We start from the raw sequence: 20,571 nt of genomic DNA on the forward strand, positions 1-20,571 counted from the left end.
GGGGAGAAGAGGGAATCGAGACGCTGCGGCATCCTCCCGGCCTCACGAAAGCCGGACCACCTCGAAAAGCGCCGTCAGCCCGATGCCACCGCCGATGCCGATCATCGCCAGACCGGTGGCGCCGGGAGTACCGCTGCGGACCAACTGGCTGTAGAGACGGGTCACGAGGATCGCGCCAGATGCGCCGAAGGGATGGCCGAGTGCGATGGCGCCGCCTTCCTTGTTGACCGCATCCGGAGAGATTTCGAGCTGATCGAGCGAAGCCAGCACCTGGGCGGCGAAGGCCTCGTTGAATTCGATGGCATCGATCGCGGAAAGCGAGAGGTCGGGCTGGCGCTGCAGCAGCTTTTTGGTCGAGGCGACCGGGCCGATGCCGAGCAGGTTGGGGTCGACGCCGGCCGCCGCGCTGTCGATGAAGGCGAGACCTTTTTCGATGCCGAGGTGTCTCGCCATGCCGCGGCTGATGACGAGCACCAGGCAGGCGCCGTCATTGAGGGGGCAGGCATTGCCCGCCGTCACCGAGCCGCCGGCCAGGAAGACGGGCTTGAGGTTTTCCAGCGCTTCCATCGATGTCGTCGGGCGCGGGCATTCGTCCCGTTCCACCAGCCCCTGGCGGGTGGTGATCTCGACGATTTCGGGCTGGAAGAGGCCGGCTTCGGCCGCCTTGGCGGCGAGCCGGTGGCTGCGCAGGGCGAATTGATCCTGCCGCTGCCGTGTGATGGCGAATGCGCGGGCGACGTTTTCGGCGGCGACACCCATATCGGGATCGCCGATCGCATCCGGGGAGAAGCGGGCGCGGGCATAAAAGCGCGGCAGGGCGCCATTGGTTTTCGGCCTTTCGGCTCGCCAGGGCGCGGTGCTGACGCTCTCGACGCCGCCCGCCAGGAAACAGGAGCCGGCCTTTGCCTGGATCAGCCGGGCGGCCAGGATGATCGCTTCGAGACCCGAGCCGCATTGCCGGTCGATGGCGACGCCGGGGACGGCGATCGGCAGTCCGGCGGAAAGGGCGGCGAGCCGGGCGATATTGCCGCCGCCGCCGGCGGCATTGCCGACCAGCACGTCGTCTATGGCCTCGGGCGCTATGCCTGTCTCGGCAAGGATGCGGCGGATGATCGGCGCGAGCAGGTCTTCGGAAGCGACCGTCGCAAGCGAGCCGAAGGCCCGGCCGATCGGCGTGCGGTAGGCGGCGATCACGATCGGCTGCCAATCCTCGTCAGGCTGATAGGCGTAGGACAAGGCCGTCTCCCGAAATGACCGATGCCTGCACCTGGCCGCGCGCGATCTTGCCGCTGCTCGTCATCGGCCAGGAGCCGATCTGGTAGAATTGCCTGGGGATCTTGAACCTTGCAAGCTTTCCCGCGCAATGGTTCGCCAGGATTCTCGCATCGATCGCCTTCCCGGAGACGACGGCGACGATCCTCTGGCCGTAATAGTCATCCGGCAGCCCGAAGACGACGGCTTCCTCGACGCCGGGGCAGGTTTTCAGCGCGCTCTCGACTTCGGCGGGATAGACGTTGTTGCCGCCCGATATCATCATGCCGCCGGCGCGGCCGATCACCCGCAGCATGCCGCTGGCGTCGATCTCGCCGAGATCGCCGACCGTCGCCCCAGCCGGTGTGACCCGGAACGCCTGGCCGTCGTCGCCCCAGAGATAGCCGTCGGCGATCAGGTCGCTGTTGACGAAGATGGTGCCCGGCACGTCGATGCCGACATCGTTTTCTTCAGGGTCGCGGATGGTGATCTCTACGCCGGGATAGGCTTGTCCCACCCGGTCGATCGGAAAATCGGTCTCGCCGCCAGCAAGCGTCGAGACCGTCATGAAACCGATCTCGGATGCGCCGTAATATTCCCGGATGCGCGCCTTGGGAAAGAGGCGGCGCATGGACTCGACCTCGTTGAGGTTCAGCTTGGCGCCGGCTGTCAGCACGTCGCGCAGGCAGGTGAGCGCGGGCTCGCCTGCCCATGCGCGGGCAATCCCGGCTATATGGGTCGGCACGGCGACCAGCCGTTCGATCTCTTCTGAGGCGAGGGCGCGCGCGACCGCGCCGGCATCCCACTTCCGCACCGAATGAAACGTCGCCCCAGCATCGAGCGCTTCCACCAGGGCGTAAAGCGCCAGGCCATGCGCCAGGGCGCCGGGACAGAGGGTCGAGGGCGCGTTCTGGAGTTCGAAAACCAGCCGTCCCCGGTCGAGGCTCCGGCGCCACTGCTCGCGGGAGCGGTAATAGGCTTTCGGCTCGGCCGTGGTGCCCGAGGTGAAGCCGATCAGGAAGATGCCTCCGGCATCATCCGGCAGGTCCTCTGCCGGTACGGTGAGATCGAAAGGCTCGGCTCCGGCGATGACGACCGATATGCCGAGCCGGCGGCCGATCTCCGCACTTGCGCTCGCCTCGTTGTCGACGACAAGCACGTCGGGCGCAAGGCGCTCCAGAATGCGCTCGATCCTTTCGGCCGGCATCATCGGATCGATGACGGCGCAGGCATTCGGCAAGGCGGTGGCGGCGACGAAATATTCGGCAAAGCCGAGATGATTGCCGAGGCTGAGCGCAACGAGCTTCTCGACGCCTGGCAGATCGATCGTGCGGCGGTTTGTGCCGGGAAGCCGCTGGAGAAAGCGATAGATCGCCCGCGAGCGCGCATGAAGTTCGCCGTAGCCGAGCGCGCCACCGTCGATCACCACCGCCGGCTTGCTGGGCCTTTCTGTGGCATGTCGACGAAGCTCTACATGGATCGGCATGGATCAGCCCTGCGACAAGGCGGCTCTGGTCGCCTCGGGGATCGGCGTCGGGCGGCTTTCGGAAAGGCCGACGCAGACCCAGACAAGGCCGGCCGTTGCGCAATGGGCGCCATCGCGCCGGCGAAAGAGTTCGATCGTAAAGGCGAGGCTCGTGCGCCCGATCTTCTCGACGGCGACCTTCGCCTCGACGACATCGTCGACGTCGATCGGGTTGTGAAAGGTGATCTCCGCCTTCTTGACGTGATAGGCGACACCCGAGGTGGTGTGGCGGAAATGGCCGAGGATCTCGCGGTGCCTGAGGAACTCGACGACGGCATCCTCGCAATAGTCGAGATAGACCGAATTGTGGACATGGCCATAGATGTCGATGTCTCGCATCGAGACCCGGAACGATGCTAAAGGCCTGTCGTCAACGCTCATTCGATCATCCAAAATTGGTGGGCTGTTCTAACCGCGAGCATGTGGGGGATGCAAATGCAATATCAGGCGGTCGTGCGAAAATTCGGCCCGGCCCCAGAGGTCGTCGGGATCGAGCGGGCGCCGCTGCCGGCGCTGCGGCGCGACCACGTCCGCGTGCGGCTGCTGGCGCGCTCGATCAATCCTTCCGATATCATCACCATATCAGGCGCCTATGCCGGCCGCACGACCCTGCCCTTCATTCCGGGCTTCGAAGCCTTCGGCGTGGTCGAAGCCTGCGGCGAAGCGGTCTATGGACTGCCGCTGGGAACGCGCGTGTTGCCGGTGCGCAGCGCCGGCGGGTGGCAGGAATTCAAGGACACCGACCCCAGCTGGTGCCTGCGCGTGCCGGACGCGCTCTCCGATTTCGAGGCGGCGACGAGCTACGTCAACCCGATGACGGCGTGGCTGATGCTGCACAACAAGATCGGGCTGAGACCGGGCATGCGCATCGCCGTCAACGCCGCTGCCTCCTCGATCGGATCGGTCCTGATCGGCCTCGCGAATGCCGTTGGCGTCGAGCCGGTGGCGATCGTTCGCAGCGAGGAATCCCGCCAGCGCTTGCGTGGACGGCACGAGACCGTTGTCATCGACAGGGAGGATAGCGACCTGGCAGCCGGCCTCGCCGGCCGGCATGGGCTCGATGCGGTGCTCGACTGCGTCGGCGGGCCGCGCGCCTCGGTGCTTGCCGATGCGCTCAAGCCCGGCGGACATTTCGTGCATTATGGCCTGCTCTCGGGCCAAAGCATCCCGAATACCTTCTGGGCCTCCCATCCCGATATCAGGTTTTCCTTTTTCCATCTCCGGGAATGGGTTCATTCCGAAACCATGGATAATGTCCAGCGCGCCTATTCCGAGGTGACCGCACAGATCGCCCCAAAGGTGATCGCCACCGAGGTGCGGGAGGTGTTTCCTCTGGAAAGGATCGGCGAGGCGCTGCAAGCTGCCCTTCCCTTCCGGACTGGCGGCAAGGTGCTGCTGGCTTGAGGGGGCCACGCTCCGACCTTGCTTCTTGCGCCTAGCCCCTGGTGGCCGACCTCGTCCTTCGAGGCCCCTGCGGGGCACCTCAGGATGAGGTCGGAGAGAGATCGCGGCATCCTCCAACGCCCGTTGTTGCCGGCGGGGCACCCGCCAACCTTCCTCATCCTGAGGCGCGCAGGCCAAAGGCCGGAGCCTCGAAGGACGCGCTTCGACCTTGCTTCTTGCCTCTATTCAAATCCTACTCAGTTTCATGCCGTAGCCGCGATCGAATGATCTCGGGATGGTTCTGCTCGGCCCATCCGATCAGGGCCTTCATCGGGATGAGGAAGGATCGGCCGAGTTCCGTCAGCTCATATTCCACGCGCGGCGGCACCTCGGGATAGACGGTGCGCCTGATATAGCCGTCCTGCTCCAGATGCCGCAGCGTCTTGGAGAGCATTTGTTTGGAGATATCGCCGATCTCGCGCAGCAGCTCGTTGAAGCGCTTCCTTTCGGTTTCCAGCGCCTCGAGCGTCAGCAGGCTCCACTGATCGCCGATGCGGTCGAGCACGCCCCTGATCGGGCATCCTGCCCCGGGCCGCTCTCCCGCCGGATCGGTTTTCCCGGGCATCGCTTCCTCCTTCCCGGTCATCGCGCGCTGACTTCGGCACTGAAAACTGCCTTCTTGCCGGGCATTTCGCGCTGTCCTAGACCAAGCCTCATAGTCTGTTTCTTAGACTAGATCGCGGATTCGTACCAAGGAGTTTGATGCATGACATTCGGGAAATCGCTTTGCGCACTCGCCATTCTGGCGGGCATCGCCATGCCTTCCGGCGCCTTTGCCGCCTCTCGGGATTTGAAGGTCGAGGAAGCCAACCGGAAGCTGGTGGTGGAGTTCTACGACCGCTTCTTCAACAGCCATGATATCGAGGCCGCATCGGTCGTGGTGGACGAGTACCGGTAGCACAATCCCGAGGTTCCGGATGGCAAGAAGCCTCTCGTTTCCTTCTTCACCGGCTTCTTCAAGGACAATCCTCAATCGAAGGCGAAGATCGTCCGCAGCTCGGCCGACGGCGATCTCGTCTGGCTGCATGTACATGCGACGAACGGCACTGACGACCGCGGCCAGGCGATCGTCGATATTTTCCGCGTCAAGGACGGCAAGATCGTCGAGCACTGGGACGTGATCCAGGCGGTTCCGAAAGAGGCCGCCAACAAGAACACCATGTTCTGAAAATGATGGGGCCGGCTGACGGCCGGCCTCGATCATTCCGCGATCAGGCGAGCGACAGACGCGCCGCGCACCAGTCCCACACCGCGTCGACGGCCTTTCGCGGCGATGATGAGCGTTTGCGGACGAGAAAGTAATCGGCGCCGATGGTCGCCGTTTCCTCCGTCACCTGCACCAGCCGCCCGGCCTCGAGATCGGCCGCCACGAAAGCCCGGCAGGCGAGCACCACGCCCTGGCCGGCGAGTGCGGCATCCAGCGCCAGTGTCGTGTGGTTGAAGGCCGCGCCCGGCAGCTTCTCGCGGATTGCGAGGAACATGCCCCAGCGATCGTGCGAGTCATGCAGAAGCGGCAGCTTGCAAAGCTCCTCGCGGCTCAAGGGAAGGGTGAGGCCCTTGACCAGATGCGGGCTCGCGACCGCCACCAATTCCTGGCGGAACAGCAGCCTTGCCTCCAGCGCCGCCGGGAAAGCCTGGCTGGTCAGGCGCACGGCGATATCCACCTGGTCGCGGTCGAAATCCGACAGCGCCTCGGTGGCGACCGTCCTCAGATCCACGTCGGGAAGGGCGCTGTAGAGCTCCGCGAGGCGCGGGATCAAAAGCTTGGCGGCGACGGTCGGGGTGACGCTGATCGTCACGGTTTCCGGCCGCGCCAGAAGCCGTCCGGTCGCTTCGCCGAGCATATCGAAGGCGCGGGTGACGTCGGAGAGGTAGGCCGCACCCTGCGCCGTCAGCGCAAGGCCGCGGGGCAGGCGCTGGAACAGCATGAGGCCGAGCTGATCTTCCAGCGCGCGGACCTGCTGGGCGATCGCACCCTGCGTGACGCCGAGCTCTTCGGCGGCAGCGCGGAAATTCAGCCGCCGGCCCGAAGCCTCGAAGGCGCGCAGGGCATTCAACGGCGGCAGCGCTCGGCGGGATCGGATCATTGGCTTATCCAGTAGATTTTATACAGTCTCGCATGTTTCTTTCTCGCGCGAAAGCAGAGAGCATATCTGGCATAATGCTTCGCAAAATCAGCAGTCGGAGGTTTCAATGTCTGAAGAAAAAGTCGCTCTCATCACCGCCGGCGGATCCGGCATGGGCGCCGCAGCAGCGCGGAAACTCGCTGCGGACGGCTACCGCGTTGCAATTCTCTCCTCCTCCGGCAAAGGCGAGGCGCTGGCAAGGGAACTCGGCGGCGTCGGCGTCACCGGCTCCAACCAGTCCAACGACGATGTGAAGCGGCTCGTCGATCTCTCGATGGGGCGATGGGGGCGCATCGACGCGCTGGTCAATTCCGCCGGCCACGGCCCGCGCGCGCCGATCCTCGACATCTCGGACGAGGATTGGCACCGGGGCATGGAAGTCTATTTCCTGAGCGCGGTGCGACCGATCCGGCTGGTCGCGCCGATCATGGAAAGCCAGGGCGGCGGCGCCATCGTCAATATCTCGACGGCATGGGCTTTCGAACCCTCGCCGATGTTCCCGACCTCGGCCGTCTTCCGGGCAGGGCTGGCAAGCTTCACCAAGATCTTCGCGGATAGCTACGCGGCCAAGAACATCCGCTTGAACAATGTCCTGCCCGGCTGGATCGACAGCCTGCCCGCCACCGAGGAACGGCGCGACAGCGTTCCGATGGGCCGCTACGGCACCAGCGAGGAAATCGCGGCCACCATCGCCTTCCTCCTGTCGGAGGGGGCCGGTTACATCACCGGCCAGAACATCCGCGTCGACGGCGGCATCGCCCGTTCGGTCTGAGCGGAGCCTGCCGGTGGATCTCACTGACATCGACGCCGCGGCATGGGCGGAACTCGAAACGGCTGCGGCGAACCCGCAGTCGGGTTTCCGTTATCTCAACCTCTGCTCCGTCGATATCGAGACGAGGCCGCAGGCACGCATGGTCGTGCTGCGTGCCGCCGACAGGTCGGCGCGGCGTCTCGAATTTCATACGGATACGCGCAGCTCCAAATGGCTGGAACTTTCAGCCAATCCCCGCGTCACGGTCCTCGGCTTCAGCGCCGACAGCCGGCTGCAGCTTCGGCTTCAAGGGGAGGTCGAGCTTCATGGGCCGGGAAGCGGAGGGGCTGACGCCGCATGGGACAGGCTGCCCGCGCGGACGCGGATGACCTATGCGGGCGGCCCGCCCGGGGACGAGCGCGCCTTCGAGACGACCGATATGCCAGAGCCTGCGGATGAGGCCGAGGGAAAGACGCGCTTTGGCGTCGTGAGCTTCCGGGCCTGGACGCTGGATTGGTTCCAGCTGCGGCAACAGGACAATCGCAGAGCATTATTCGGCTATGACGAAGCCGGCGCCCTCTCCTCTTGCCGCTGGGTCAATCCCTGACCTGAAATCGCCCCGCGAGCGGAGGGCGATCAATCGATCCTGGGGCGTTCCGATTTCGGCGTCGCCAGCCCGTGCCTGGCGAGTTCCAGCGTCAGGATACGGGTTTCGAGCAGGTTGAAGATGCGAAGGACCGCCTCGATCGCATCGAAGGGCTTGGTCAGGAAATCCTTCGCGCCGAGGGAAAGCGCGCGCCGGCGCGTCGGCAGGGTCGCATCGGCGGTCAGCACCAGGATCGGCAGATATCTGTCGTCGGGGATGAGCCTTGCGAAGGTCTCGAGTAGCGCGAAACCGTCGAGATCGGGCATCATCAGGTCGAGCAGGACGAGATCGACGGGATGCTCGCGAAAGAGCCGCAGGGCCTCGCGCGGCTCGGTGGTGCTGATCAGCGCCGTAAAGCCCTCGCGCTTGAGGATACGCTCCAGCAGCGAAACATTGGCGGGCTCATCATCGACGATCAGGATCGTCGAAGCGCGCAGGATATCGGTGGTATCTGTCATGGACGCAAACCCGCGACGTCATCCTCGGCCTTGTGCCGAGGATCTACGCCGGCCCAATTAAGTTTCTGGAAATAAATGTTTTCCTGCCAATCAAATACCGTGGTCAGATGCTCGGCACAAGGCCGAGCATGACGGAGGAACTTACGGCACCGCGACGTCTTGCGCCTCGGCCTCCCGCATCGCCGCAGGCGCGCGCGGCAGGTCGACGTGGAACGTCGCGCCGCCCGCCCGGTTGCTGAAGCCGAGCGTGCCGCCCATGGCGTCGATCAGATGTCTGGAGAGCGCCAGCCCGAGGCCGGTTCCATCCTGGCTGATGCGCTCGGCGCCCAGCCGGTCGAAGGGGGTGAACAGGCGCGCGACGCGCTCGGCCGGAATGCCGGGGCCGGTGTCGCTGACCTCGATGCGGATGCGGTCGTCGAGCACCCGGTGGCTGACGGTGACGCTGCCCTGCGGGCGATTGTATTTCACCGCATTGGAAAGCAGGTTGAGGAACACCTGGAGGAGACGCCGGCGGTCGGCGAGCACCGTCAGATCCGGCTCGGCCTCGATGACCTCGATGCGGATCTGCTGCTTGCCGCAGAGCGGCCTTGCGAGCGCCACGGCTTCCTCGATCACCTCGGCAACGGGCTGCGGCTCGACAGTGAGATCCATGCGCCCGGCCTCGATCCGTGCCATGTCGAGCACCTCGTCGATCAGGCTCAGTAGGTGCCTGCCGGCCCGCAATATCTGCGCGACGCTTTCCCTGGATTCGGCGTCGTCGACATCCATTTCCAGAAGCTGCGCGAAACCGAGAACGGAATTCAGCGGCGTGCGCAGCTCGTGGCTCATGCGCGACAGGAATTCGCTCTTGGCGTTGCTGGCGCGCACCGCATCTTCGCGGGCGGCAAGCAGCGCCTCCTCGAACTGCTTGCGCTCGGTAATGTCGCGGGTGATCTTGGAAAAGCCGCGCAGCCGCCCCGTCTCGTCATGGAGGGCGGTGACGACGACATGCGACCAGAAGCGCGATCCGTCCTTGCGCAGGCGCCAGCCTTCCGCCTCGGTGCGCCCGTGCAGGGCCGCCTTCGAAAGCTCTTCTCCCGGAAACGTCTCCCTGGTTTCAGCGGGATAGAAGCGGGAGAAATGCTGGCCGACAATCTCCTCGGCCTGATAGCCGGTGATCCGCTCGGCGCCGGCATTCCAGCTCACCACCCCTCCATCCGGATCGAGCCCGAATATGCCGTAATCGCTGACGCCCTCGACCAGCTGGCGGAAGCGCTCCTCGCTCTCGGTCAGATCGGCCTCGCGCTTTTTCAGAAGCACGCTCGCATCCGCGAGCGCCTGTCCGAGATTGCCGAGCTCATCGTGGAAGGGATCGGCCGATGTCACGACTTCCCCTCGCGAGAGGCGGTGCGCCTCGGCCTTCAGCGCGTGCACGCGGCGCACGATGCTTGCCGAAAACAGGAAAACGGCGACGAGCGCGCCGGCAAGGCCGAGAAAACCGGCTGATATCATCAGGCTGCGCGACAGGGTACGGACCCGGTCGGCCGCCTGCGTTCTGGCGTTGAGGAGATCGGCCTCGCGCCGGTTCATCGCGTCGATCTCCTGCCTCAGCACGTCGAGCACCTGCTTGCCCTCGATGAGCTTGGTGGCCAGATCCTCGCGGCCACCGGCGCGCAGGATATCGGCCTGTTTCAGGAGCTGCAGACGGTCGAACTTGGCGTCGACCAGGGCTCGGATGCGCTCGAGGCGGGCCTTCTGCTCTTCGTCGCGCAAGCGCCGGCCGACCTCGTCGAGCACGACGGGCAGCCTGTCCTCTGCCCGGTTGAATGGATCGAGAAAATCGCTCCTGCCGGTCAGGAGATAACCGCGCATGGCGGTCGCCGCTTCAGCGATCAGGGCATGCAGCTCCTGAATGCCGGACTGGATCTCCAGCGTCACACGCACCTGATCCTCGGCAATGCGGCTCTGCCGGTCGGCGATGAAGACCGAGGCGAGCGCGGCCAAGAGCAGCGCCAGCGGCACCATGATGATGACGATGCCCTTTGCCCTGAGCGGCAGGTCGGCAAAGCGAGGCATCATGGCTCATCCTTCGCCGTCTGCACCAGCCCGCCGCGCACCGCCATGACGGCGGCCTGCGTGCGGTCGCCGGCGCCGAGCTTGGCGATGATGCGCTCGACATGGATCTTCACGGTGCCGGGAGAGATCTTCAGCGCCCGGCCGATCTCCTTGTTGGTCAGGCCCTCGGCCACCTTGCTCAGCACCTCGCGCTCGCGCACCGTCAGCGTTTCCAATGCGCTGGCATTAGTCTGCGGCTTGGTGGCGGCGCGCTTCAACAGCCTTGCGACCAGCGGGCCGTCGAAGAAGGCGTCGCCCGAAAGCACGCGGCGGATCGTGCGCAGAATGTCGTCGCGGCTCGCATCCTTCAGCAGATAGCCGGTGGCGCCGGCCTCGATCGCCGCTTCGAGATAATCGAGGCTGTCATGCATAGTGATGATCATGACGCGGGTGCCCGGCGAGACGCGCCGGATCTCCCGCGTCGCGGCAAGCCCGTCCATGCGGGGCATGCGGATATCGAGCAGCGCCAGATCCGGCTTGTGCAGGGCTGCCGCTTCCACCGCGTCCGCGCCGTCGCGCACGTCGAGGGCGACATGGAAATCGTCCTGGCCGCCTATCATGGCGATCAGGCCGGCGCGGGCGATGTCGTGATCGTCGGCAACGAGAATGGATGCGGTCATCCCGCCCTCTCCTGCTTGAGCGGCGCTGCGGCGCGGACATGCGTGCCGCCGGAAGCGCCGGCGAAGATCTCGAAACGGCCGCCGAGCAGCGCCAGCCTTTCGCGCATGCCGGCAATGCCGAGCCGGGCTCCCCTGCCCTGAACCTCAGGATGCTGCGCCTCGCTGATACCCTTGCCGTCGTCGATCACTTCGAGATGGGCCTGCCCCGCGCCGTCTTCGAAAAGGCGCACGATGAGGCGGCGCGCCTCGGCGTGCTTGACAGCATTGGTGATCGCCTCTTGGGCGACGCGGTAGAAGATGATCCCGGTCGAGGCCGGCCAGCGGTCGGCGCCGGCATCGAGATCGGCGATCACCTCCATGCCGTCGATCGCGTCGAGACGGGTGCGCAGTGCTGCGGCGACGCCGAGATCGTCGAGCTCGGGCGGGCGGAGATCGGCGATGGCGGCGCGAAGATCGGCGACGGAGTGGCGCGCAAGTGCGGCGAGCTGATCGATCTCCGGTTTCAGCGCATGCACCTCGCCGATGCGGGCCGCCAGATCTTGCAGGCGGTAACTAAGGCCGGCGGCAAGCTGTGCTGCGCCGTCGTGCAGATCGAGCGCCACCCGCTGCCGCTCCTGCTCTTGCGCCTGGATCAGCTGCGCGACGAGGGCCGCGAGTTCGCTGCGCTGCAGTTCGAGATCGCCGAGCAGCGCCTGCTTTTCCGCCGCCTGCCGTTCGAGATTGCAGGCGTCGGCGAGCTGCCCGGCCACCACCTCCAGCGTCTGCCGGTCGTCGGCATCGATGGCGCGCGCCCTCGCTGGGCCGATCAGCGTCAGGGAAAGAGCGGCGCCGTCCTCGGACGCAAAGAGGATCGCGTCATTGCCTGTCGGCCGGCCGATCGTCAGCTGCGCGGGCGTCTTTCCCTGTGGTGCGGCAAAGGTCAGCGTCGCAAGCGTTGCGCCAGCGAAATCGGCAAGCCGCGACAGTATCTGGGGCGCGGCCGTTTCGAAGGCCTGCGCATCGAGCAGGGTGCGCGTCTCGATGATGAAGCGCAGCCGCGCCGCCCGCGCTTCCGCCGCCCGGTAAAGCGCCCTCATCTCCGCCACATCGGGCGCGTGCGTCGTCTCTATGGTTTGCTCCGTGCTCAGCGGGGGCTGCTCCAGAAATCAATGACGGGGGCACGATAGTCATTCCGGCGGGAATGTCATCTATGCCGTTCGGCAGATCGGATCGAAGCCACCCGGCAGATGGGGCCGTGGTGCTCCGGCGCTTAACTATCGGTCATGCGGTTGACCGACGCGATGTCGCCCGGAACCGCCACAAAGGAAGTCAAACATGCGTACGATCATTGCTGCCGCCCTTATCATCGGTTTCGTCCAGGTCCAATCCGCCAACGCGGCCGAAACGGCGACCTGCGCTTCGGTGAGCGAAGAACAGGTCGCCAAGCTCTTCGACCACTGGAACGCCTCGCTGGCGACGCTCAATCCCGAGGAAGTCGCCAAGAACTACAGCGAGGATTCCGTGCTGCTGGCGACGCTGGCAAACAAGCCGCGCCTTACCCAGGAAGAGCGGATCGACTATTTCAAGCACTTCCTGGAAAAGGGCCCCAAGGGCCACATCGACAGCCGCACCATCAAGACCGGCTGCAACTGGGCCGTCGACGCCGGCACCTACACCTTCACCATGAAGGACGGCTCCAAGGTGCCCGCCCGCTACACTTACACCTATGAGTTCAAGGGCGGGAACTGGCTGATCACCTCCCACCACTCCTCGATGATGCCGGAGAAGTAAAGGTCTGACCGATCCGGCAGGGAGATCCCGTGTCCACCCCATACGGGATCTCTTGATTGCTGACGATGCCTGTCGGCGTCCCTCTCGTTATGCGTGGGCTTGGAGGGTTCAATACCTGCGCGACATCCCGGTCTAGGAGATCGATGAGCCCCTCATCCGGCTGCCGCCACCTTGTCCCCGTAAACGGGGCGAAGGGGATATGCCGCAACGCCGCCGTCCCTCGCTGGTCCATAGCAGGGCACGTCCCCTCGCCCCGTCAAAACGGGGAGAGGGTTAGGTTGAGGGGCAATTATCAGTATAAGCCGATAGTCGTGGCTCTGTGACGTCGAGTAAATCAGATCGCAGTGCCAGAAGAAATGCCCGAGCGCTTTGACGGCCGGGCAGGATCGGCTAGCATCCTCGGGCAGCGGCGAGCCGGCAAAGCGGCCGCCCGGGAGATGCGGATGATGAAGCACAGATACCTGATGTTTGCGGTGCTCACACTCGGCGCGGCATGGCCGGCGTCCGGCGTCCTCGCTGCGGCGCAGCCGATTTTCTGGAGCGCCTTGCGGCCGGCCGATCAGGCCAGGGCGACAGTTCCGCTGTCGCCGAAAGCGGTCAGCGGCCCTCAGGGCGAATCCCTGGTCTGGCGTGAGGAGGGCCAGCCGGTCGAATTGACGGGCTTCGTCCTGCCGATCGATCAGGACGGCGATCTCGTCTATGAATTCCTGCTGGTGCCCTGGGCCGGGGCCTGCAGCCACATGCCCACGCCGCCGCCCAACCAGCTGGTCCGAGTCGTTCCACAGGAGCCTCTGCACCTTGAAAAAATCTACGAGACCGTCACCGTGACGGGGACGCTCCGGCCCGGCCTGGATCAGGCGCAGTTCTTCATGATCGACGGCGTCCGCGTCCTGTCCTACGGCTACAGCATGGCCCATGCCGAGGTGGCGAAGGCGGCAGCGACGAAAGACCCCGATCTGCTGTCGCTTTCGCCTTTCGGTGTCGTGCCGCGCTAGCGGAAACTGCAGAGATTTCTTGCGCGAATGCGGCCGATGACGTATATACTGGGCGGTATATACAAAATCGCGGAGGCACCAATGCCGCAATATGCACGCGTCTTTCAATCCGGCAATTCGCAGGCCGTCCGGCTGCCGAAGGAATTCCGCTTCGACGTCGACCAGGTGGAGGTGACGCGTGAAGGCGATGCGGTCATTTTGCGGCCGCGCGCCGATCCCGGCATGCGCTGGGCGTCGCTGAAGAGCGCTCTCGAACGCGGTCTGAGCGACGATTTTCTAGCGCAAGGACGGGAGCAGCCGGAGGATGAGGAGAGGCCGGATCTTCAGGATCTGTTCAAGTGATCACGCATCTTATCGACACCAATGCGGTGATCGCGCTGATCAGCAGGAAATTCGACGCGCTGCTGAAGCGCGTGGTCGACAGCGACGAAGGATCGATCGGGCTTTCCACCATCGTGATGCATGAGCTCTATTACGGCGCCTATAAGAGCGCGAAAATCTCCTACAACCTCGAGACCCTGCGCCTGTTCATGGCGGATTTCCCCGCCGTCGGTTTCGAGCGCGAGGATGCGCTGGAATCGGGAGAGATCCGCGCGGCATTGGCAGCAAAGGGAACGCCGATCGGTCCCTATGATGTGCTGATCGCCGCCCAGGCGAAGACCCGTGACCTCGTTCTCATCACGAACAATGTCGGGGAGTTCCGGCGCGTGGATGGCCTTGATGTCGAGGATTGGACGATCTGACAATTGCGCCGGGAGGACGCTTCCCACGCAGACAACCTGTCCGGAGAGGAGTGCGCCCCTCTCCGGACATACGGTCTCGTGTCAGATGTCGAAGGAGCTCGGCAGGATTACCACGTCGCGTATGGTCACGTTGCGTGGCCGGGTCAGCATGAAGAGCACGGCTTCCGCGACGTCGCGAGGTTCGATCAGCGCACCCGCCTCCTTTGCCTTGCGCAGGTTCTCCTCCGGCCAATCTTTCAGCAGAGCGCTGCTGACAGGGCCCGGCGAGACGGATCCGACGCGGATTCCGTTCTTGAGGAGCTGCCGCCGCATGGTCTGGACGAAGCAGTGCATCGCCCACTTCGAAGGCGAATAGACCGGCTCCCATGGAACCGCTGCTTGGCCCGCGACCGAACTGGTGACGATGATGTCTCCCGTCCCTCTCTCGATCATGTGTGGCATGACCGTCCTGACGTTCTTGATGACCACATTGACGTTCAGATTGAGCATGCGGTCGATCGCATCGAGGTTCGCTTCCACCAGATCTCCGCCGATATAGGTGCCGGCATTGGCATGGAAGATGTCGAGCTGACCGACCTTTGCGAGAATGCAGTCAAGCAGACCGGCGCAATCGTCGGGTTTGAGAAGGTCGAGCGGCAGCGCGATCGCCTTCTCTCCCAGCCTGCGGCAGGCAGCACTCAGCGCCGCCTCGTCCCGGTCGATCATCACGACGGTGCCGCCCGCCGCGATGATCGCTTCTGCCGACGCCAATCCAATGCCCGAAGCAGCTCCGGTGATGGCTGCGACTTTATCTTGCAAACTGTTCATATCAACTCCTCCAGCTGCGTCGATTATCTATCGCATGTGGGGTCGGTCGTGGCTAGAAGTTCGCGTCGTGGCGGCAAGCTTCGGTGCGGGAGAGAATGGCGGGTGGCCAACCCAAAACTCCTCACCAGTCACTCGTAAACTGGATATTGAAGTCGGATGCACCACCTCTCCTCCGTCATTCCTGTGCCTGTCACAGGAATCCAGCCACCGCGCGTCGGCGCGGTGAATGATTCAATAAGTAGTTGATAGAGAGTCTCCCGCGCCCAAGGACTTGGGCGCGCTGGATCCCTGTGACGAGCACAGGGATGACGGAGGAGAGGTGGTGCCCGCATCGTACCACCATCAGGTACTGCGAGGATCGGAAGCTTGGACGGTCGGAGCCCCGAGGAATTCGCATAAAAAAGCCCGGGCGCGGCCGAAACCGCGCCCGGGCAAAAACTTGCTGAACCGATCAGACGAGGTCGAAGCGGTCGGCGTTCATGACCTTGTTCCAGGCGGCGACGAAGTCCTTGACGAATTTCTCCTTGGCGTCGGCCTGGCCGTAGACTTCGGCGAAGGCGCGAAGCTGCGAGTGCGAGCCGAAGATCAGGTCGACGCGGGTGCCAGTCCACTTGGCAGCACCCGTCTTGCGGTCGCGGCCTTCATAGACGCCGTCCTTGCCGGCGGCGGGGACCCACTGCGTGGCCATGTCGAGCAGGTTGACGAAGAAGTCGTTCGTCAGCGTCTCGGGACGCGAGGTGAAGACGCCGTGTTCCGGCTGGCCGGCCTTGAGGACACGCAGGCCGCCGACGAGGACGGTCATTTCGGGTCCGGTCAGCGTCAGCAGCTGGGCGCGGTCGACGAGCGCTTCTTCCGGCTTCATGAACTGCAGGCGCTTGTTGTTCACGTAGTTGCGGAAGCCGTCGATGCGCGGCTCGAGCGCTGCGAAGGAATGCGCATCCGTCTGAGCTTCGGAGGCATCCATGCGGCCCGGCGTGAAGGGCACGCTGACGGTGGTGCCGCCCGCTGCCGCCGCCTTCTCGACGCCGGCCGCACCGGCGAGAACGATCAGGTCGGCGAGCGAGATCTTCTTACCGCCGGTCTGGGCGGCGTTGAAGTCCTTCTGAATGCCTTCGAGGACGCTGAGCACCTTGGCGAGCTGGGCCGGCTGGTTGGCTTCCCAGTCCTTCTGCGGCGCAAGGCGGATGCGTGCGCCATTGGCGCCGCCGCGCTTGTCGGAGCCGCGGAAGGTCGAGGCCGACGCCCAGGCAGTCGAAACCAGTTCCTGGACGCTGAGGCCGGTGGCGAGAACCCTGGCCTTCAGCTCGGCAATGTCCTTGTCGTCGACCAGGGGATGGTCGACGGCCGGGATCACGTCCTGCCAGATCAGGTCTTCGGCCGGAACTTCCGGTCCGAGATAGCGGACCTTCGGACCCATGTCGCGGTGGGTCAGCTTGAACCAGGCGCGGGCAAAGGCGTCGGCGAACTGGTCCGGATTCTCCAGGAAGCGGCGCGAGATCTTCTCGTAGATCGGGTCGAAACGCAGCGCCAGGTCGCTCGTCAGCATGGTCGGCAGATGCTTCTTGCCGGTGTCGTAAGCATCCGGAATGGAGGCTTCGGCGTTCTTGGCCTGCCACTGATGCGCGCCGGCCGGGCTCTTCGTCAGCTCCCATTCAAAGGCGAACAGGTTTTCGAAGAAGTAGTTGCTCCACTTGGTCGGCGTCTGTGACCAGGTGACTTCGAGACCGGCGGTGATGGCGTCCTTGCCGACGCCGGTGCCGAACGAGCTCTTCCAGCCGAGGCCCTGATCCTCGATCGCGCCGCCTTCCGGCTCGGCGCCGATGAAGGACGGGTCGCCGGCGCCATGAGTCTTGCCGAAGGTGTGGCCGCCGGCGATCAGCGCTACGGTTTCCTCGTCGTTCATCGCCATGCGGGCGAAGGTTTCGCGGATGTCGCGCGCCGAAGCGAGCGGATCGGGATTGCCGCCCGGTCCTTCCGGGTTGACGTAGATGAGGCCCATCTGCACGGCGCCGAGCGGCTCGGCGAGCTGGCGTTCGCCGCTGTAGCGCTCGTCGCCGAGCCAGGTGCCTTCAGGACCCCAGTAGAGTTCTTCCGGCTCCCAGACGTCGGCGCGGCCGCCGGCGAAACCGAAGGTCTTGAAGCCCATGGATTCGAGCGCGACGTTGCCGGTGAGGATCAGAAGGTCGGCCCAGGAGATGCGGTTGCCGTATTTCTGCTTGATCGGCCAGAGCAGGCGGCGGGCCTTGTCGAGGTTGGCATTGTCAGGCCAGCTATTCAGCGGCGCGAAACGCTGCTGGCCCTGGCCGGCGCCGCCGCGCCCGTCGGTGATGCGGTAGGTGCCGGCGCTGTGCCAGGCCATGCGGATGAAGAGGCCGCCGTAATGGCCGAAGTCGGCCGGCCACCAATCCTGCGAATCGGTCATCAGCGCTGTAAGATCCTTTTTCAGCGCGTCGAGATCGAGCTTCTTGAACTCCTCGGCATAGTCGAAATCCTTGCCCATCGGATCGGCGCGGCCGGAATTGTGATGAAGAATCTGCACGTTCAGCTGGTTCGGCCACCAGTCGCGGTTGGAAGGGCCGCGCGGCTTGTTGCCATGGGCTACAGGACATTTGCCTGCGGTGTCAGTGGGGTTGTCCATGATCGTCTCCTTCATTGCTTGATCTGTCTGCGGTTCAAAAAGATGAGCCGAGCCGGCGCCCCACTCTCTCCCTTGCAGTCTTCATATCTGAAGCGTTCAATAATTTTAAGTTGGATTTACTGATTGCTGCGATAAGCTGGGCTTATGAAAAACCTTACCCTGAAACAGCTGCGTTATTTCGAAGCTTTGGCAAGGGACGGCCGATTTCGCCGTGCCGCCGATGCCTGCGCCATCTCCCAGCCGGCGCTCTCCATGCAGATCAAAGAACTTGAGCAGGAGTTGGGCAGCGAGCTCTTCGAGCGCAGCGCCCGCGAGGTGAAGCTCACCCCCTTCGGCCAGACCTTTGCGCTGCGCGTTCGCGATATCCTGCGCGCCGTGGACGAACTCGGCGAGTTTGCCCGCGCCTCGCGCGACAGCTTTCTGACACGCCTGCGCATCGGCATCATCCCGACGATCGCGCCCTATCTGCTGCCGGCGATTATAAACGATCTCAACAAAAGCTTCGCGGGGATTCAGATCGAGGTGCGCGAGACGCAGACCGGCAAGCTGGTTCAGGAACTTGCGCAGGGCCAGCTCGACATGGCGATCGTCGCGCTGCCGGTATCGGAGCCCTCGCTGACCGAACTCGAGCTGTTCAAGGAGGAATTCGTGCTGGTCCGGCAGCACGAGGACGGCGACAAGCCGGTGCCCGAACGCGAGGCGCTGCGCGAAATGCGGCTGCTGCTGCTCGAAGAGGGCCACTGCTTCCGCGACCAGGCCCTGTCTTTCTGCAAGGTCGGGCCGGCTCGCCCGCGGGAAATCATGGAAGGCAGCTCGCTCTCCACCCTCGTCCAGATGGTCGGCGCCGGCATCGGCGTCACCCTGATCCCGGAGATGGCCGTTCCGGTCGAAACGCGCTCGGCCCATGTGTCGATCTCCCGCTTCCCGTCACCGCAGCCGTCGCGAACGATCGGCATGGTCTGGCGCAATTCGACCCCCATGGCTAAACAGCTGCAGGAGGTCGCCGAGGCGGTGCGCCGGTCGGCGGAGACGATGCGAGGGCAGTATGCGGGTGGGTGATTGATAGGCTGGCCTAGTGGTGACTAAGACTCCGCCCCAAACCCCTCCCCACAAGGGGAAGGGGCTTAACCTTCGGCCCCCGCTGCATTCAGTCTTGAACGCAGAGCATGCGGCTGGCTCTAGCCCCTCCCCCTTGTGGGGAGGGGTTGGGGAGGGGCTTTGGGTCGCAAGGAGCAGTGTCGCGTTTACTGCGTGAGCCGCAAAGTATCGCCGCGAATGGCAGCGGCGATCGTCTCATAGACGGTCTTGATGGTGGCCGGTGATGCGGTGAAGAAATGGGCGGTATTGGTGGCGCAGTTGCGGATATTCACCACGTCGGCATCGGTGCTGTAGGAAAGCGTATAGATTTCGATGCCGCTCTTCTTCATCGCCGTGCATGCGGTCTGCATCGCGGCGGTGGCGAATGCGTTGCATGCCGACGATTGAGTTTGCGAGCAGATCCAGTCGAACTTGTCGTTGGGCTCGTATTTGGTGTTCATTTCGCCATCGGTCATGAACACCATGACCTTGTGCACGGAATCGGAGATCGGTGCGGGTGAGGATTGGTCTCCCCATACACCCTGCCATTTCGGCGACAGCGTATACCATCCGGCGACCACACCCGCATCCAGCCGGGTGGAGCCTTCGGAGGTCAGGCTGGCAACGGCCTTTTTCAGATAGGCGAAGTCGCCGGTCAGCGGCGTGACGGGGGGCGGGCAGAAGCTCGTTCCCGATTTCGGATTGGCGTCCATGGCGACGAAGGCGGAGGTACCAGGCGGCGCGTCGCCCATGCCGTCACCGATCGCCCCATTATCCCTCACCTCGACATCCGCGCGCGGCTCGACGCAGCCCATCCAGTAATAATTCTTCGAGGTGGACATGACAGGGGTGACGCCGTCGATCCAGTAAGAGAGCCTGTAGCTGGAGGAGGTGTAGACGGATTTGGGGTCGGTCCAGCGTTTGGGAACCGCAGCAGTTCCATTATAGGATTTGAGCCAGCCCGTGTTTGCCAGGCCGAAATTGACGCGGCTGGAAAAGGGCACGATCGAAATCTTTGTTTTGTCGACGAGCGACGCGTTGGAGGAAAAGGCCTGGAGAAAGCCGGCGACCGCGGTCTGCATCGGCGTGAAGCGGTTCTCCTCGATCATTGAGCTCGACACGTCGAGAACCAGCGCGATCTCCAACTGCTTCACTCCCGGCAATGCCGCGCAGGACCGGATGCCGATCGGGACGGACTGGATATTGGCCAGGTTCATGAAGGTGGTGGGCACGGCGTCCGTCACATCGAGGCACAGTTCCGACTCGTCGCTCGCCACCTCGGGCTTGCCGGCGACGGCGGTCTCGAACTCCCCATTTGCCGACAGGAAAGCGTCGATCGTCTTTGCTATCTTCGCCTCCGGCATGCCGGACTTGTATTTCGCAGCGGCCGCGAGCACCGCCGAGTCCGCGGCCGACTGCAGCTCCGTTCTGCTATTATAGGCCCTGATGAAGTCGATGGATGCGCCGACGGCGAGTAGCATGGGCACGGCGACCAGAATGACGATGATCGCGACGGCGCCGTCGCGATCATCGATCAGGCGGGAAAGAAGGGATAAGCGAGGGGGCATAGGCATCGGCTCGAAATTCAGATCTCTCTTTGGTTTCGAGCAGCGCTATGGCGGCAACC

The 20,571-nt window shown here is 64.3% G+C and carries 20 protein-coding genes and 1 pseudogene; 9 read left to right on the forward strand and 12 right to left on the reverse strand.

Annotated elements, in window-relative coordinates:
- Positions 1–42: 42 nt before the first annotated feature.
- Genes C4N04_RS26740 through C4N04_RS26750 form a run of 3 tightly spaced genes read right to left on the reverse strand, consistent with a single transcriptional unit; the run spans position 43 to position 3,157 of the window.
- Positions 43–1,236 carry a thiolase family protein gene (locus C4N04_RS26740; protein ID WP_106797464.1) on the reverse strand — a complete coding sequence of 398 codons (1,194 nt, stop codon included), beginning with the start codon at positions 1,234–1,236 and terminating at the stop codon, positions 43–45.
- Positions 1,214–2,737 (reverse strand): AMP-binding protein, encoded by a 1,524-nt coding sequence (locus C4N04_RS26745; RefSeq protein ID WP_106797465.1) that lies wholly within the window; start codon positions 2,735–2,737, stop codon positions 1,214–1,216. The genes C4N04_RS26740 and C4N04_RS26745 overlap by 23 nt, the downstream gene beginning before the upstream one ends.
- Before the next feature lie 3 nt (positions 2,738–2,740).
- Complete coding sequence (locus C4N04_RS26750) at positions 2,741–3,157, reverse strand: thioesterase family protein (RefSeq protein ID WP_040111982.1); 417 nt, start codon at positions 3,155–3,157, stop codon at positions 2,741–2,743.
- 54 nt (positions 3,158–3,211) lie between these two features.
- Between C4N04_RS26750 and C4N04_RS26755 the strand changes: the two genes are divergently transcribed.
- Positions 3,212–4,180 (forward strand): zinc-dependent alcohol dehydrogenase family protein, encoded by a 969-nt coding sequence (locus C4N04_RS26755; protein ID WP_106797499.1) that lies wholly within the window; start codon positions 3,212–3,214, stop codon positions 4,178–4,180.
- Positions 4,181–4,412: 232 nt separating this feature from the next.
- Here C4N04_RS26755 and C4N04_RS26760 read toward each other — a convergent pair whose 3' ends face one another.
- Positions 4,413–4,784: a helix-turn-helix domain-containing protein gene (locus tag C4N04_RS26760; RefSeq protein ID WP_106797500.1), complete on the reverse strand. Its 372-nt coding sequence runs from the start codon at positions 4,782–4,784 to the stop codon at positions 4,413–4,415.
- Positions 4,785–4,925: 141 nt separating this feature from the next.
- Here C4N04_RS26760 and C4N04_RS26765 point away from each other — a divergent pair.
- Positions 4,926–5,387, forward strand: a pseudogene (locus C4N04_RS26765) (ester cyclase).
- Positions 5,388–5,430: 43 nt separating this feature from the next.
- Here C4N04_RS26765 and C4N04_RS26770 read toward each other — a convergent pair.
- Positions 5,431–6,306, reverse strand: coding sequence for a LysR substrate-binding domain-containing protein (locus C4N04_RS26770; protein ID WP_106797466.1), 876 nt, complete (start codon positions 6,304–6,306; stop codon positions 5,431–5,433).
- A 106-nt stretch (positions 6,307–6,412) separates the two neighbouring features.
- On the opposite strand from C4N04_RS26770, the gene C4N04_RS26775 reads away from it, so the two are divergent.
- Positions 6,413–7,117 (forward strand): SDR family oxidoreductase, encoded by a 705-nt coding sequence (locus C4N04_RS26775; RefSeq protein WP_096762440.1) that lies wholly within the window; start codon positions 6,413–6,415, stop codon positions 7,115–7,117.
- Positions 7,118–7,130: 13 nt separating this feature from the next.
- On the forward strand, positions 7,131–7,703 hold the full coding sequence (locus tag C4N04_RS26780; RefSeq protein WP_096762439.1) for a pyridoxamine 5'-phosphate oxidase family protein: 573 nt from the start codon (positions 7,131–7,133) through the stop codon (positions 7,701–7,703).
- A gap of 29 nt (positions 7,704–7,732) precedes the next feature.
- On the opposite strand, the gene C4N04_RS26785 is transcribed toward C4N04_RS26780, so the two are convergent.
- The 4 genes from C4N04_RS26785 to C4N04_RS26800 form a co-directional block, all read right to left on the reverse strand.
- Positions 7,733–8,200 carry a response regulator gene (locus tag C4N04_RS26785; protein ID WP_096762438.1) on the reverse strand — a complete coding sequence of 156 codons (468 nt, stop codon included), beginning with the start codon at positions 8,198–8,200 and terminating at the stop codon, positions 7,733–7,735.
- A 141-nt stretch (positions 8,201–8,341) separates the two neighbouring features.
- Entirely contained in the window at positions 8,342–10,258 is a 1,917-nt protein-coding gene (locus tag C4N04_RS26790; protein WP_077988930.1) for an ATP-binding protein, read from the reverse strand.
- A complete protein-coding gene (locus tag C4N04_RS26795; RefSeq protein ID WP_040141498.1) occupies positions 10,255–10,914 on the reverse strand; it encodes a response regulator transcription factor in 660 nt (219 codons plus the stop codon). The genes C4N04_RS26790 and C4N04_RS26795 overlap by 4 nt, the downstream gene beginning before the upstream one ends.
- A complete protein-coding gene (locus C4N04_RS26800; protein ID WP_077988929.1) occupies positions 10,911–11,990 on the reverse strand; it encodes a sensor histidine kinase in 1,080 nt (359 codons plus the stop codon). The genes C4N04_RS26795 and C4N04_RS26800 overlap by 4 nt, the downstream gene beginning before the upstream one ends.
- A gap of 238 nt (positions 11,991–12,228) precedes the next feature.
- Between C4N04_RS26800 and C4N04_RS26805 the strand changes: the two genes are divergently transcribed.
- From C4N04_RS26805 to C4N04_RS26820, 4 genes are all read left to right on the forward strand, one after another.
- Entirely contained in the window at positions 12,229–12,684 is a 456-nt protein-coding gene (locus C4N04_RS26805; RefSeq protein WP_077988928.1) for an SgcJ/EcaC family oxidoreductase, read from the forward strand.
- Positions 12,685–13,127: 443 nt separating this feature from the next.
- On the forward strand, positions 13,128–13,679 hold the full coding sequence (locus C4N04_RS26810) for a DUF3299 domain-containing protein (RefSeq protein ID WP_009989453.1): 552 nt from the start codon (positions 13,128–13,130) through the stop codon (positions 13,677–13,679).
- Positions 13,680–13,760: 81 nt separating this feature from the next.
- Positions 13,761–14,021 carry a type II toxin-antitoxin system VapB family antitoxin gene (gene vapB, locus C4N04_RS26815; RefSeq protein ID WP_077988927.1) on the forward strand — a complete coding sequence of 87 codons (261 nt, stop codon included), beginning with the start codon at positions 13,761–13,763 and terminating at the stop codon, positions 14,019–14,021.
- Positions 14,018–14,422, forward strand: coding sequence for a type II toxin-antitoxin system VapC family toxin (locus C4N04_RS26820; protein ID WP_077988926.1), 405 nt, complete (start codon positions 14,018–14,020; stop codon positions 14,420–14,422). Before vapB ends, C4N04_RS26820 begins: the two co-directional genes overlap by 4 nt.
- 81 nt (positions 14,423–14,503) lie before the next feature.
- On the opposite strand, the gene C4N04_RS26825 is transcribed toward C4N04_RS26820, so the two are convergent.
- Both C4N04_RS26825 and katG read right to left on the reverse strand, forming a co-directional pair.
- Positions 14,504–15,229 carry an SDR family oxidoreductase gene (locus tag C4N04_RS26825; RefSeq protein ID WP_077988925.1) on the reverse strand — a complete coding sequence of 242 codons (726 nt, stop codon included), beginning with the start codon at positions 15,227–15,229 and terminating at the stop codon, positions 14,504–14,506.
- Positions 15,230–15,680: 451 nt separating this feature from the next.
- Positions 15,681–17,867: a catalase/peroxidase HPI gene (gene katG, locus C4N04_RS26830; RefSeq protein WP_106797501.1), complete on the reverse strand. Its 2,187-nt coding sequence runs from the start codon at positions 17,865–17,867 to the stop codon at positions 15,681–15,683.
- A gap of 144 nt (positions 17,868–18,011) precedes the next feature.
- On the opposite strand from katG, the gene C4N04_RS26835 reads away from it, so the two are divergent.
- Complete coding sequence (locus C4N04_RS26835) at positions 18,012–18,926, forward strand: hydrogen peroxide-inducible genes activator (RefSeq protein ID WP_096762435.1); 915 nt, start codon at positions 18,012–18,014, stop codon at positions 18,924–18,926.
- Positions 18,927–19,111: 185 nt separating this feature from the next.
- On the opposite strand, the gene C4N04_RS26840 is transcribed toward C4N04_RS26835, so the two are convergent.
- Positions 19,112–20,512 carry a VWA domain-containing protein gene (locus C4N04_RS26840; protein WP_245425666.1) on the reverse strand — a complete coding sequence of 467 codons (1,401 nt, stop codon included), beginning with the start codon at positions 20,510–20,512 and terminating at the stop codon, positions 19,112–19,114.
- Between the last annotated feature and the right edge of the window lie 59 nt (positions 20,513–20,571).

The organism is Rhizobium sp. H4 (assembly GCF_003013335.1).
Taxonomy (GTDB): Bacteria; Pseudomonadota; Alphaproteobacteria; order Rhizobiales; family Rhizobiaceae; genus Rhizobium; species Rhizobium sophoriradicis.

What these genes read in the sequence shown, in the direction of transcription:
- C4N04_RS26745 (WP_106797465.1), bottom strand. Translation starts at nt 2,737, where the DNA reads ATGCCGATCCATGTAGAGCTTCGTCGACATGCCACAGAAAGGCCCAGC.
- C4N04_RS26750 (WP_040111982.1), bottom strand. Translation starts at nt 3,157, where the DNA reads ATGAGCGTTGACGACAGGCCTTTAGCATCGTTCCGGGTCTCGATGCGA.
- C4N04_RS26755 (WP_106797499.1), top strand. Translation starts at nt 3,212, where the DNA reads ATGCAATATCAGGCGGTCGTGCGAAAATTCGGCCCGGCCCCAGAGGTC.
- C4N04_RS26760 (WP_106797500.1), bottom strand. Translation starts at nt 4,784, where the DNA reads ATGCCCGGGAAAACCGATCCGGCGGGAGAGCGGCCCGGGGCAGGATGC.
- C4N04_RS26770 (WP_106797466.1), bottom strand. Translation starts at nt 6,306, where the DNA reads ATGATCCGATCCCGCCGAGCGCTGCCGCCGTTGAATGCCCTGCGCGCC.
- C4N04_RS26775 (WP_096762440.1), top strand. Translation starts at nt 6,413, where the DNA reads ATGTCTGAAGAAAAAGTCGCTCTCATCACCGCCGGCGGATCCGGCATG.
- C4N04_RS26785 (WP_096762438.1), bottom strand. Translation starts at nt 8,200, where the DNA reads ATGACAGATACCACCGATATCCTGCGCGCTTCGACGATCCTGATCGTC.
- C4N04_RS26790 (WP_077988930.1), bottom strand. Translation starts at nt 10,258, where the DNA reads ATGATGCCTCGCTTTGCCGACCTGCCGCTCAGGGCAAAGGGCATCGTC.
- C4N04_RS26795 (WP_040141498.1), bottom strand. Translation starts at nt 10,914, where the DNA reads ATGACCGCATCCATTCTCGTTGCCGACGATCACGACATCGCCCGCGCC.
- C4N04_RS26800 (WP_077988929.1), bottom strand. Translation starts at nt 11,990, where the DNA reads ATGAGGGCGCTTTACCGGGCGGCGGAAGCGCGGGCGGCGCGGCTGCGC.
- C4N04_RS26805 (WP_077988928.1), top strand. Translation starts at nt 12,229, where the DNA reads ATGCGTACGATCATTGCTGCCGCCCTTATCATCGGTTTCGTCCAGGTC.
- C4N04_RS26810 (WP_009989453.1), top strand. Translation starts at nt 13,128, where the DNA reads ATGATGAAGCACAGATACCTGATGTTTGCGGTGCTCACACTCGGCGCG.
- vapB (WP_077988927.1), top strand. Translation starts at nt 13,761, where the DNA reads ATGCCGCAATATGCACGCGTCTTTCAATCCGGCAATTCGCAGGCCGTC.
- C4N04_RS26825 (WP_077988925.1), bottom strand. Translation starts at nt 15,229, where the DNA reads ATGAACAGTTTGCAAGATAAAGTCGCAGCCATCACCGGAGCTGCTTCG.
- katG (WP_106797501.1), bottom strand. Translation starts at nt 17,867, where the DNA reads ATGGACAACCCCACTGACACCGCAGGCAAATGTCCTGTAGCCCATGGC.
- C4N04_RS26835 (WP_096762435.1), top strand. Translation starts at nt 18,012, where the DNA reads ATGAAAAACCTTACCCTGAAACAGCTGCGTTATTTCGAAGCTTTGGCA.
- C4N04_RS26840 (WP_245425666.1), bottom strand. Translation starts at nt 20,512, where the DNA reads ATGCCCCCTCGCTTATCCCTTCTTTCCCGCCTGATCGATGATCGCGAC.